Annotated in this window: 10 protein-coding genes; all 10 read left to right on the forward strand. The window is 36.7% G+C overall.

Going from position 1 to position 13161, the window contains the following annotated elements:
* Nucleotides 1-139 precede the first annotated feature (139 nt).
* The 10 genes from D9842_RS00660 to D9842_RS00705 all read left to right on the forward strand — a co-directional run bounded on the left by D9842_RS00660 (nt 140) and on the right by D9842_RS00705 (nt 12850).
* A complete protein-coding gene (locus D9842_RS00660; protein ID WP_121660816.1) occupies nt 140-1447 on the forward strand; it encodes an ABC transporter substrate-binding protein in 1308 nt (435 codons plus the stop codon).
* Between the two features lie 85 nt (nt 1448-1532).
* Nucleotides 1533-2432 carry a carbohydrate ABC transporter permease gene (locus tag D9842_RS00665; protein ID WP_121660817.1) on the forward strand — a complete coding sequence of 300 codons (900 nt, stop codon included), beginning with the start codon at nt 1533-1535 and terminating at the stop codon, nt 2430-2432.
* Nucleotides 2433-2497: 65 nt separating this feature from the next.
* Nucleotides 2498-3331 carry a carbohydrate ABC transporter permease gene (locus tag D9842_RS00670; protein ID WP_121664894.1) on the forward strand — a complete coding sequence of 278 codons (834 nt, stop codon included), beginning with the start codon at nt 2498-2500 and terminating at the stop codon, nt 3329-3331.
* 65 nt (nt 3332-3396) lie between these two features.
* Nucleotides 3397-4059, forward strand: a complete 663-nt coding sequence (locus tag D9842_RS00675) for a YesL family protein (protein ID WP_162987257.1) — start codon at nt 3397-3399, stop codon at nt 4057-4059.
* A gap of 172 nt (nt 4060-4231) precedes the next feature.
* Nucleotides 4232-5527 carry an ABC transporter substrate-binding protein gene (locus D9842_RS00680; protein ID WP_373995087.1) on the forward strand — a complete coding sequence of 432 codons (1296 nt, stop codon included), beginning with the start codon at nt 4232-4234 and terminating at the stop codon, nt 5525-5527.
* A gap of 18 nt (nt 5528-5545) precedes the next feature.
* Complete coding sequence (locus tag D9842_RS00685) at nt 5546-6580, forward strand: glycoside hydrolase family 88/105 protein (protein WP_121660819.1); 1035 nt, start codon at nt 5546-5548, stop codon at nt 6578-6580.
* Between the two features lie 33 nt (nt 6581-6613).
* Nucleotides 6614-7291: a rhamnogalacturonan acetylesterase gene (locus D9842_RS00690; RefSeq protein ID WP_257535964.1), complete on the forward strand. Its 678-nt coding sequence runs from the start codon at nt 6614-6616 to the stop codon at nt 7289-7291.
* 112 nt (nt 7292-7403) lie between these two features.
* Nucleotides 7404-9389 carry a beta-galactosidase gene (locus D9842_RS00695; protein ID WP_121660821.1) on the forward strand — a complete coding sequence of 662 codons (1986 nt, stop codon included), beginning with the start codon at nt 7404-7406 and terminating at the stop codon, nt 9387-9389.
* 28 nt (nt 9390-9417) lie between these two features.
* Nucleotides 9418-10791, forward strand: a complete 1374-nt coding sequence (locus D9842_RS00700) for a family 4 glycosyl hydrolase (RefSeq protein ID WP_218975598.1) — start codon at nt 9418-9420, stop codon at nt 10789-10791.
* Nucleotide 10792: 1 nt separating this feature from the next.
* Nucleotides 10793-12850, forward strand: a complete 2058-nt coding sequence (locus D9842_RS00705; protein ID WP_121660823.1) for a glycosyl hydrolase 115 family protein — start codon at nt 10793-10795, stop codon at nt 12848-12850.
* Nucleotides 12851-13161 lie beyond the last annotated feature (311 nt).

Below are 13161 nucleotides of genomic sequence, written 5' to 3' on the forward strand. Positions count from 1 at the left end.
TTAAAAAAGTAGTAAGAGTTCACTGTTTTTTAAACACTCTTATCTGTTTTTTACATTTTAATAGCTTTGTAAACCCTATAAAATAAAGGTTGTAAGCGTTAACAAAGATTTCAAAGAATGAATACAAGGGGGATGTTAAATGAAGAAGTGGTTAGCAATTTTTATGTCGGTTTTTATGGTATTTACATTAGCTGCTTGTAGCGGTAGTACTTCTGGTGAATCTTCTTCAGACTCAGGTACGAAATCTGAAGGTGGTAAAGATGAGGAAGTAACACTTCGTATTGCTTGGTGGGGCTCCGAACCACGACACGATTACACTCTAAAAGTAATCGAAATGTTTGAAAAGGAAAATCCAGGTATCAAAATTCAAGCAGAATATGCAAGCTGGGATGATTATTGGAAGAAGTTAGCACCTCAGGCATCTGCTCAACAATTACCTGATATTATTCAGATGGATCTTTCGTACTTTTCACAGTACGCTGAAAACGGTCAGTTAGCTGATTTATCGCCTTATGTTGGAAATCAAATTGATACAACGAATTTTACGGACAATTATATCAATGGTGGAAAACTTGATGACAAGTTATACGGCTTTAACTTAGGGGTTAACGTTGTTGGTTTCCATTATGATGAAGAATTATTAAAGAAAGCTGGAGTAGATTCTTTAGCTGAAGATTGGACTTGGGATGATTACAAGGAATTAGCAGCAAAAGCAAAAGATGCTGGAATATTTGTAGATACAACGATGAAAGCAGACGTATTCTTTAACTACTATTTAAGAACGCAAGGAAAATCATTATTCGGTAAAGATGGCGCATCTTTAGGGTATGATGATGATCAAATGTTCGTTGATTTCTTTACGATGACATCTGATATCGTGAAAGATGGTGCAGCACCTACTCCTGACTACTTAGCTCAGTTAAAAGGTCTTGAAGATGATCCTGTTGTAAAACAAGAAGCAATTGGTATTTGGCAATGGTCAAATCAATTCGTAGGATTACAACAAGTTGCAAACAGACCTTTGAAAATTCAAAACATGCCGGGGCCTAACACAAGTGACGGTTTATATTTGAAACCAAGTATGTTCTGGTCTGTTGCTGAAAACTCCGAGCATAAAGAAGCAGCAGCTAAATTTATCGATTTCTTTGTAAACAATGAGGAAGCAAACAAATTAATCTTAGGTGACCGTGGTATCCCTGGTTCATCTGTGGTGAAAGAAGCTCTTAAACCAGTACTTTCTCCTGAACAAGTTCAAGTGTTTGATAGTGTTGAGTGGGCTGAACAAAACAGCTCGGCATTTGATGGTCCAGATCCAGTTGGAGCAGGTGAAATTATTGAGATGCTAGACAGTTTATCAGAACAAATGAATTATGGTCAGTTAAAAGTAGAAGATGCAGCTAAACAATTTAGACAGCAAGCAGAAAGCATTTTAGCTCAAAATAAATAGTGCTTAATGACTGGATAGCTGATCAATTGTACGATCAGCTATCAGTCTTACTGCCAATTCAGTTCTGGAGAAAGGAAATGATTCTATGAGTGCACGCGCTATGAAGCAAAGTGTAAAAGGCTATTTATTTATCAGTCCCTTTATCATTGGGTTTTTAGCGTTTACGTTTATCCCAATCTTAACCTCATTATATTTTTCTTTTACAAAATATAATCTGTTTGCTCCCCCAACTTGGATTGGGCTTGAAAACTATAAAAAAATGTTTACAGCGGATCCAAGATACTGGCAATCTCTTAAAGTTACTCTTATCTATGTATTTGCAGGTGTTCCGCTACGTTTAGGATTCGCTCTTATGATCGCTATGATCTTAAATACAGCATCAAGAGCAGTTGGTTTATATCGCTCGTTGTTTTATTTACCCTCTTTAATAGGTGGTAGTGTAGCGGTAGCAATCATGTGGCGAAATATATTTGGTGATGAGGGAATTGTTAACTTACTTTTAGGGTTTTTAGGTATTCCCGATGTTCGTTGGTTTGGCGATCCTACAGCTGCACTTTGGATGTTGATTTTATTATCTGTATGGCAGTTTGGATCATCGATGCTAATTTTCTTAGCTGGATTGAAAAGCATTCCAGTAACATATTACGAGGCTGCAAGCGTAGATGGTGCAAGCCATTGGCAAAAGTTTACAAAAATAACACTGCCTATGCTAAGTCCAGTTATATTGTTTAACACAATTATGCAAACAATTGCTGCATTTATGACATTTGTACCTGCCTTTATTATTTCAAAGGGTACAGGTGGTCCGTTAGATGGTACACTTCTTTACTCACTCTATCTTTTCATTCAAGGCTTCGAATTTTTTAATATGGGATATGCATCTGCAATGGCCTGGGTGATGTTAATTATTGTTGGACTATTAACTGCACTCATATTTTTCTCATCGAAGTATTGGGTTCACTATGAATCTGAGGGAGGGAAATAACTTTTATGGAAACAAATACGAATGTAAAAACAGTCCCTCAAACAAAAGGGGTTTCTGTTCCTAAGATGAAAAAACCAAAATGGTGGATTTATCATATCCTGGTTGGCGGATTTGCTTTGTTAATGCTTTATCCTGTGATTTGGCTGTTAATGAGCTCCTTTAAACCAAGTGAAACAATCTTTGTAACAGCACAATCTTTAATACCTGATCCTTGGATCTTAACTAACTTTAGTCAAGGCTGGGAAGGAATCGGTGGTAATTCATTTGGCGTTTTTATTAAAAACACAGTAGTACTTGTTATTTTAACGATGATTGGTCAAGTCATATCATCTGCCTTTATCGCGTTTGGCTTCGCGAGATTAGAGTTTGTAGGGAAGAAGTTTTGGTTTGCGATTATGATGGTCACATTAATGCTACCTTATGAGGTTGTTATGATTCCGCAATACATTATTTTTTCTAAATTAGGATGGCTTGATTCAATTAAGCCGATTGCAGTACCTGCCTATTTCGGACATCCGTTTTTCATTTTTCTACTAGTCCAATTTATCAGGACTATCCCAAGAGAGCTTGATGAAGCAGCGACAATTGATGGGTGTAGTACATTTAAAATCTTTTATAAGATTATCCTTCCATTAATTAGACCAGCTTTGGCTACAGCAGCAATCTTCTCGTTTTATTGGACTTGGGATAATTTATTAGGACCGGTTTTATATTTAAACAGCCCTGATAAATATACAGTTTCCATGGCATTAAATATGTTTTTAAGTAATGAAACTGTTTCAAACTGGGGTGCCATGTTTGCGATGTCTATTGTCACATTAGTACCCGTATTCGTTGTTTTCTTCTTATTCCAAAGACATGTTGTGGAAGGGATCAGTACAAGTGGATTAAAGGGTTAAGCTAAAGTAGCTAACCCTCTAACACTTTTTATGAAAGTATTAAAAAAGGAATGGAGCGATTTAGAATGGAGACTCATGGATTTTTAGGTGGTGTTCATAATGTATTAGAATGGATTTCAAGATTAGCGCTATTAAATATTTTATGGATCTTCTTTTCTATCCTTGGATTAGGGATTTTTGGTTTTTTTCCAGCAACGGCTGCTATGTTTTCGGTTGTGAGAAGGTGGTCATTAAGAGAAATGGACTTTTCCATCTTTTCAACCTTTTGGAAGGCATATAAAAAAGAGTTTATAAAAAGTAATATTCTTGGGATGATTCTCACATTGATAGGTATTGTACTCATAATAGATGTGTACTATCTGAAGCAGGCTTCCTTAACAATTCAACAGCTATTATCCGTTCCTTTTTTAATTCTTTCTATTTTATTTTTATGTATGTTGCTTTATGTTTTTCCTATGTACGTACATTATGAGATGAAGGTCCTGCAAATTATAAAAAACTCTTTTTTTGTTATGATTATGAATCCATTATCAACTTTGATGATGCTAGTGTGTGGAGTCGGTTTGGTGATCTTGCTGTCTTTTGCTCCCCCATTACTTCTTATTTGCAGTGGGAATTTGTTAGCTCTTCTTATGACAAAGCCTGCAATGAATGCTTTTCAGAAAATTAATGTCAAGCAACAAGAACGTATAGCACAAAATGGGAAGAGGCAGGATCTTGTCAATTAGGAATAATTGGTTCTTTTCAAGTAGACCTACTTAATGTAAATGCTTACAATGATAATAGGTTTTCTTCATATTACTCTGTTTTTTAAACATTCTTCTCTAGAAATTACATTAAAAGTAGATAGAAAACCAATTAAACTATATTTTGTAAACACTTACAAAAAGGGTGGTCTTAGTGAATAAATATTTATCTTTTACCCTAGCTTTTATAGTAATGTTTACCCTCACTTCATGCAGTAAAGAGGAGCAATCACAAAGAGGTGTAACGGAGGAAGAGGATATTACGATTAAAGTAGCATGGTGGGGAGGTCAGCCCAGACATGAATATACAACCAAGATTATTGAAATGTTTGAAGCTGAACACCCAAACATTAATATTGAACCAGAGTTTGCAAACTGGGATGACTATTGGAATAATTTAGAACCGATGGCTGCGGGGAATCAACTTCCAGATGTGCTTCAGATGGATATGGCGTTTTTGTCTCAATATGGTGAGAAAGGCTTACTAGAAGATTTATCTCCATATGTCGAGAAGGGAATCATTGATGTTTCTTCCATTGATGAAAGCATAGTTAACAGCGGTAAGGTAGGTGATAAGTTATTCGGATTTACGATAGGGATTAATGTTTTATCTGTTATTTCTAATGACATTTTAATGAATATAGCTGGCGTTACGATTGATGAAGATAGTTGGACATGGAATGATATGGAGCAGATTGCGGTGGATATAAAGAAAACAGCAGGAGTTTATGGCTCTAATGGCATGCACCCACCAGATATTTTCTTTCCATATTATTTAAGAACAAAAGGAGAGCAATTCTACAATATTGAAGGAACAGCTCTTGCTTATTCTGATGATCAATTGTTTATTGATTATTTTAATAGACAACTAAGGTTAATTGATGAAGGTGCATTTCCTACCCCTGATGAGGTGGTCGCTGCAGGAAGAACGATGGAAACAGATTTTATCGTAACCGGAAGTACAGCAATCACCTGGAATTATTCCAATCAATATGCTAGTTTTGATCCGTTAACAAATGCACCGTTAACGCTGCACTTGCCACCTGAACACCTTGAAAATAAGGCATTATTCTTAAAACCTAGTATGTTATTTTCCGTTCCAAAAAGTTCAAAACATAAAGAAGAAGCAGCGAAGTTTATTCATTATTTCGTTTCTAATGTTGAAGCGAATAAATTAATGAAGGGCGAACGAGGAGTGCCGGTTTCATCAAAAGTATCTGAAGCCATTAAACCAGTTCTTACTGAGGGGGAAATGAAGATTCTCAACTATGTAGAGAAAGCAAAGGCAATGACAGATGAATTTTACCCACCAGATCCGGTAGGGAGTTCACAAGTAATGAAGGTGTTGAAAGATATTTCTGATGAGATTTTATTTAGGAAGATAACTCCTGAAGAAGGAGCAAAAAAATTTAGAAAGCAAGCTAACGAAATCTTACAAATTAATCAATAGTTAACGGAGGGGTTTTACATGCCAAAACTACAATTTGAGGAAGCAAACATAACTGAGTTGCTAGATAGAGTCGTCAAACGTACATTTGAAATGGATTTTAGCTGGGATTGGCCGGGAGGTGTTGCTTTTTATGGTGTAGCAGCAGCGTATGAAGCAACGGAAAAACAAGAATATATTGATCTATTAAAGAATTGGGTTGATGAGTGGCTAGAAGATGGTTTACCGAAACTTTCTATAAACGGAGTGTCGATCGGTCATTGTCTTATTACTTTGTACAATGTAACAGAAGATGAAAAATATTTAACTGTTATAAAAGAGATGGCAGAATACCTTCAACATGATGCGCCACGTTTTGCTGATGGAATCTTTCAACATACAGTAAATTCAGTAAAGCATGTTTTTCCAGAACAGGCTTGGGTTGATACGATGATGATGGCAGGTTTATTTCTACTAAAAGTTGGTAGATTGCTAGACCGTGAAGATTACTTTAGGGATGGGCTGAAGCAATATCATGGCCATGAAGATTTTCTACAAGATCCTGTTACAAATCTTTATTATCATGGCTGGGACAATATTGCAAAAAATCATATGTCATCAATCTATTGGGCTCGTGGTAATGGGTGGGCAGCATTGACGATGGCGAAAGCATTAGAGTTAGTTGATGTTCAAGATCCTTCTTACATGATTATTGACTGCTCGTTACGAGATCAATTAAGTGCGTTAGTGAGGCTTCAAGGTGAAAATGGATTGTGGCATACAATTGTTGATGATCCTTCTTCGTACTATGAAATCTCGGGTTCATCAGCCATTGCAGCTGCTCTTCTTACTAGAGGAAGTCTTTATAATAAGTATATTCAAAAATCGATCGAGGGTATTGTCAACGAAATTGAAGAAGATGGAAAGGTCTCAAAGGTTTCAGCTGGAACAGCCGTTATGAATGATGCAGACGGATATAAAAATGTTCCGTATAAACGTATTCAAGGTTGGGGCCAAGGGTTAACACTCGTCTTTTTAGCCGAATTAGTGAAAAGTAATAAAAAGGTCTATAGCTAATGAGATGAAATGTCAGGGAGGAGGGCTGAAAAAGTGACTGTTGATAAACAAACGATTTATATAGCAGGAGATTCTACTTCTGCTAGTTGTCCTGAGCAAGAGGCACCAATGGCTGGCTGGGGACAATTGTTTCACACCTTTTTCATGAACACCATTAGAATTCGCAACGAAGCGATGGGAGGAAGAAGTTCTAATAGTTTTATAGAGGAAGGAAGATTTCAAGCTATTTTGGAACAGATTCAGCCAGATGATTATTTATTTATTCAATTTGGCCATAACGATCAAAAGTCGTATGGAACAGAGCCTTATACCTCTTATCAGGAACATTTATCTCATTATATTCTCGGTGCTCGGGAAAAGAAAGCGATTCCTATTTTACTAACTTCTGTCCAACGAAGGAAATTTTCCGCAGATGGAAAAATTGAGAATACATTAGGAGATTACCCAGATGCGATGAGGCAATTAGCAGCAAGGTTAGATGTACCTTTAATCGATATGTCGGCAAAAACGAAAGAACTATACGAACGGTTAGGGATAGAGGATTCTAAAAGATTATTCACAATTTTACTACCTAATGTTCATCATAATTATCCAGATGGGATTGAAGATAACACCCATTTTAGCGAAGTCGGAGCCCTAGAAATTGGGAAGTTGGTTATAGAAGGCATTAAGGAGCTTCAATTGCCTGTTGTTTCTCATTTAAAACAATAATTTTAAACCACGTTTTCGTGGTTTTTACTTTTTAGAAATGATGGATTAAGAAGAAATAAAACACACCAGTCTAAGAAAGAAGAAAAAATTCTTATAGTAGGAGTTCGGTAGAATGAGAAAAAAATTATATCATGGTGCAGCGTATTACCCTGAACTATGGAATGAAGAAGCGATTGAAGAAGATCTAAAGCTGATGGTTGAAGCAGGCATTAATGTTGTTAGAATAGGTGAATTTGCTTGGTCTTCAATGGAAAAGGAAGAGGGAAAGATAGAGCTTGATTTTTTTGTGGAAATCATCGAAAGACTTAATGAACATGGAATTGAGACTGTGATGTGTACCCCAACACCGACACCACCTATCTGGTTAACTCATAATCATCCGGAGCGGATGTTTGTTGATGAAAATGGTCGTGTAATGGGACATGGATCACGGCAGCATATTTGTACAAATAATGCTTACTTTCGTGAAAAAGCAGCGATTATTACGGAGGAAATCGCAAAGGCGGTTAGTCATCTTCCTGGTTTAATAGCATGGCAGCTTGATAATGAGTTTAAATGCCATGTTAGTGAGTGTATGTGTGAAACTTGCAGAGGATTGTGGCATCAATGGTTGGAAGAGCGGTATGGAACAATTGATCATCTGAATGAAGCCTGGGGTACTCATATTTGGAGTCAATATTATCACCGATTTGAGCAAGTTCCTCAACCTGTTACAACACCGTTTCTTCATAATTCATCTTTGAAAACGATGTATCAACTATTTTCATATGAAAAAATAGCAGAATTTTCTGATGAACAAGCTGCCATTATCCGAAGATATTCACAAGCACCAATCACCCATAATAGCACTACATTTTTTCATGTTAATAATGAGAGATTATATGAAAACCTTGATTTTGCATCATTTGATACGTATGCAGAGAGAAAAAATTTCCATTCATATCTATTTAATTGTGATTTATGGAGAAATTTTAAATCTGGTCGAGATTACTGGATTATGGAAACAAGTCCTTCACACAGTGCATCACTTGAAAGTCACGCAGCACCGCATCAAAATGGTTATTTAAAAGCTGAAGCAGTTGCAGCTTATGCATTAGGAGGAGAAGCATTTTGTTATTGGCTTTGGAGACAGCAGCGAACGGGCTGTGAACAACCACATGGATCGATAATCAGTGCCTGGGGGAAACCAACTGTTGGGTTTGAAAATGTTAAAGAGGTTGAAGCAGCTAGGAAGGAAATTCAATCTACTATTTTGACTTCAACACCTTTACAAGCAGAAGTAGCCATAACTTATTCAGATGTCGCGAAAGCCTTCTTAAAAACAGAGCCACATGCTGGTTTAGATTATCGGTCACTTGTCATTGATTTTTATGAAAAAATACTATCAGCAGGCTTCCATCGAGATCTTCTACCTGAGAATGCCAGTTTGCAAGGTTATAAACTATTATTCACACCCTTCATCCACTACCTATCAGAAAACTATCTGAAGAAAGCAAAAGCATTTGTTGAGAGTGGAGGTATTTGGATTGTTGGCCCTCTTACTGGGGGAAGAACCGCCAACCATACAATTCATACTAATGCAGCGTTGGGCACATTAGAGAAATTTGCAGGTGTTGAAACTTTATATACGTATCCAATGGATGGGACAGAGTCTAAAGGAGAATTTATGGGATCGGTAGCTCCGTTAAGCTTATGGAGCTCAGTTTTTGAACCTAAGGAAGCAGAAATAGTCGGGAGAATACAAGACGGAATCTCAGAAGGTCATGCTTTTATAACTGAACATAAGCGTGGCAAAGGAAAAATAGTTATGCTTGGATCATTACCAATTGGTGATGAAGGAGATATTTTACTGAAGAAATGTGTAACTCATTATGCGGAAGAAGCTAATGTTTTAGTAAAAACAGACGTTACAGAGGGAACAATTGTAGCACCAAGAGTGGGGGAAAAGGGTGAAATTCTTTGGGTGATTGTTAATATGGACGGCAAGGGGGGGGCTGTTACCCTTCCAAACGATGGAAAGGATGCTATCACAGGAAGAATAGTTTCCGAGGGTAGATGCATCATCGGTCCATATGAACACAAAGTGATTCAACTCTAACAAATACATGCAAAGGGGAAAAGGGAAAATGACAAATCTAGATTCACTTAAAATTGCTTATATCGGTGGGGGTTCAAAAAGCTGGGCACGTAGTCTGATGAATGATCTTGCTTTAGAAAGTAGAATATCAGGCACAGTAGCTCTCTATGATATAAACTATGAGGCGGCTGTTCAAAATGCACAAATCGGAAATCAAATTTCACAGCTTGAAGAAGCAAAAAGTAATTGGAAATATGAAGCTGTTGCGACTATGGAAGAAGCACTGTCTGAAAGTGATTTTGTTATTATATCAATTTTACCTGGTTCTTTTGAGGAAATGGCATCCGATGTTCATACCCCTGAAAAATATGGTATTTATCAATCTGTTGGCGATACAGTCGGACCTGGTGGCTTCGTCAGAGCACTTCGAACGATACCAATGTACGTTGAAATAGCAAATTCTATTAAGGAACATTCACCAGATGCATGGGTAATTAATTATACGAACCCAATGTCACTTTGTACTCGGACACTATATGAGGTGTTTCCGGAGATTAAGGCATTTGGTTGCTGTCATGAAGTATTTGAAACCCAAAATCTTTTAGCAGAGGTTGTAAAGGAATTTTTAAACGAAGAGGTATCACAGCGTTCAGACATTAAAGTAAACGTTCTTGGAATCAATCATTTTACATGGGTTAATCAAGCAAGCTATCAAAATATTGACTTAATCCCGTATTATCAGCAGTTTGTAGAGAAGTATGCTGAATCAGGCTTCGAAAAAGAAGAAGGAAGCTGGAAGCATAGTGTTTTTTCCTCCTGTCAACGAGTGAAGTTTGATTTGTTTAGGAAATATGGGGTTATAGCTGCTGCTGGTGATCGTCATTTAGCTGAGTTTATGCCACCTATTTATTTAAAAGATCCAGAAACAGTTTCTTCTTGGAAGTTTCATTTAACATCAGTTGATTTTCGTAAGGAGAACTTGAAAAAGAGAATCAGTGAGAATGAGGGGCTAGCTGCAGGAAATCAGAAGTTTGAGATCAATTCTTCAGGAGAAGAAGGAGTTAAGATTATTTTAGCGTTGTTAGGTGTTGAAGAGGTTGTCACGAATGTTAATTATCCTAATAAAGGCCAGATTGAAGGGTTGCCTTTAGGAGCGATTGTAGAAACAAATGCATTATTCCGCTATGACTCAGTTCAACCTGTGTTTGCAGGGAAGCTTCCACCTGATATTCACAATATGGTTCACCGTCATGTGTTAAATCAAGAGTCTATTTTGCAAGCTGCTTTAACAAAAGATAAACAGTTGGCATTGAATACATTTGTAAACGAGCCATTGCTGACCATTAGTCGCGAAGAAGCGGAAAAGTTGTTTAATGAGATGCTTAGTAACACGATGAAATATTTACCAGGGTGGGCTATTTAGAGTGGAACAGCCAATGATTAAAGATCCTTTCTTTCTTTTCAGTAAAGAAACTTGTATCGAGTATAATGGTCCAAAACTAGAAAGTATAGAGTATTTTTTAAGTGTGTTAATTCGAGATAAAAACAAAGTATTTCAAGAGGAAACAGGGAATGAAAGTACAACTATTATATTCATTCTAGATGAGAAGAATCATGACAACCTAACTACAGAGCAGTTTTCCATTCAATTTTCTGCTGATTTTTCACAAATGAACGTGATGTCTGCAGATGAATTAGGAATGATCTATGCTATTCTTCATATAAGTGAAGCTTATCTTGGTGTCGATAAGTTCTGGTTTTGGAATGATTGTGAACCTAAACCAAAAGCAAACGTTAAGATAAAAGCTGTTCCTTATTTATCAGATGTGGCGGAGGTTAAGTTCAGGGGCTGGTTTATCAATGATGAAGTACTTATTTCAACGTGGAAATACCATCATTCCAACACGTACGTATGGGAAATGGTTTTTGAGGCATTGTTAAGATGCAATGGAAATATGGTCATTCCTGGAACAGACATTAAAAATCCTCTTTATAAAGATATTGCCAGGAAGATGGGGCTTTGGATCACGCATCACCATGCAGAGCCCCTTGGAGCTCACATGTTTTCTAGGGTGTATCCAGATAAAAATCCTTCTTATAGTGAAAATGGTGATTTATTTAAGGAATTATGGAAGGATGCAATCATTGAGCAGAAGAATGATAAGGTCATCTGGAATATTGGCTTTAGAGGACAGGGGGATCGTCCATTTTGGGCTGATGATCCTACTTTCGATACAGACGACAAACGTGGGTCACTCATTTCTAAAATTATGAGTGATCAATACGAATTGATTGCACACTATCAAAAGGATCCAATTTGCTGTGTGAATTTATACGGTGAGATAACAGAATTATATAAAAAAGGATTGCTAGAATTACCCCCAGGAGTGATCAAAATATGGGCTGACAGTGGGTATGGGAAAATGGTGTCTAGAAGACAAGGAAACCATAATCCTAGGATCCCTTCTATACCAGAGCATCAAGATGTAGGTCCACATGGTATTTACTATCATGTAACCTTCTATGATCTGCAAGCTTCAAACCACTTAACGATGCTGCCTAACACTACAGCTTTTGTTAATAGTGAGTTGGGTGAAGCTTTTGATCATCATATGAGTGAATTCTTAATTGTAAACTGTGGGAATATTAGACCTCATATCTATTTTCTCGAATTCGTTAGCCGCATGTGGAATAAAGGTAGAGTGGATAGTGATGCATTTTTAAACGAATATGTTTCGAAATATTATCCTGCCTCTAGTGATGAAATGAGTCATTATATAAAGGCTTATTTCGACGCTATTATTCAGTACGGAATTGCTGAAGATGAACGGGCAGGTGAGCAATTCTATCATTTTACAATTCGTAACCTTGCTCATCAATGGATCGTTTCTCATGGAAAACAGAGCAGTAAAAATTTATGGTGGGCTACAGGGGAAATTGAAATAACAGAACAATTTGAGTGGTTTAAGCAGAAAGTCGAGTCAAAACTTTCTGAGTGGGAGACGTTAACTGAAAATGTTAAGGAATTAGTAAAAAAAGTAGATTGTATCGAACAAAAAAGAATTAGTGATCAATTCCTTATTCAAGTGCAGTTTCATAAAAATGGCTGCTTTGCACTCTACTATTTTTCTAAGGCATTTGAGAGGTTTCGAGCAAAAGAGTATAGTCATGCTTATTTATTTATTCATCAGGCGATAGGAGAACTCAAAGAAACAATGAACATCATGCAAAAGCCAATGAATGAGAAGTGGGTTGGATTTTACGATAATGATTGTTTAACGAACGTGTCATTAACTCTATATACGTTAGAAACAGTTCAAAGAACGATAAGAATGTTTGGTGATGGACCATCATTCTACAATTGGGAAAAGGAATACCTAACAGATCCTGAGGAAAAAAAGGTCATGCTGCTAACAAATAAAACAAAGCAATTAATGGATAATGTACTGGGTAGTAAACTGATAGAGAAAGATCAGCATTGATTGGATTAGATTAGGCGTTTCACTTTTATGTTTAAGTGAGCGTCTTTTTTGTTTTGTGAAAGGGGACAAAATCTGACAAACTGCGGGAGTAGGCACATAGTCCATTTCTACCCATTAAAAAAATTACTAGGTACATAAGAATCACTTATAAAAAAACATAGATTCCCTATGGTGATCATCACTGTTTTTTATACGTTTAACCCTGTTATTTACATGTTTTCTCTATAGCATTTGCATTAAACTGTAAGAGATTTAAAGCTTGGGTTGATTAAAAATGTAAGGGGTTACATTAATAGTGAGGAGGTGTGATG

The organism is Metabacillus litoralis (assembly GCF_003667825.1).
GTDB lineage: Bacteria > Bacillota > Bacilli > Bacillales > Bacillaceae > Metabacillus > Metabacillus litoralis_B.

Coding starts and splice junctions, on each gene's coding strand:
- D9842_RS00670 (WP_121664894.1), top strand. CDS start 2,498: ATGAAAAAACCAAAATGGTGGATTTATCATATCCTGGTTGGCGGATTT.
- D9842_RS00685 (WP_121660819.1), top strand. CDS start 5,546: ATGCCAAAACTACAATTTGAGGAAGCAAACATAACTGAGTTGCTAGAT.
- D9842_RS00660 (WP_121660816.1), top strand. CDS start 140: ATGAAGAAGTGGTTAGCAATTTTTATGTCGGTTTTTATGGTATTTACA.
- D9842_RS00665 (WP_121660817.1), top strand. CDS start 1,533: ATGAGTGCACGCGCTATGAAGCAAAGTGTAAAAGGCTATTTATTTATC.
- D9842_RS00695 (WP_121660821.1), top strand. CDS start 7,404: ATGAGAAAAAAATTATATCATGGTGCAGCGTATTACCCTGAACTATGG.
- D9842_RS00675 (WP_162987257.1), top strand. CDS start 3,397: ATGGAGACTCATGGATTTTTAGGTGGTGTTCATAATGTATTAGAATGG.
- D9842_RS00700 (WP_218975598.1), top strand. CDS start 9,418: ATGACAAATCTAGATTCACTTAAAATTGCTTATATCGGTGGGGGTTCA.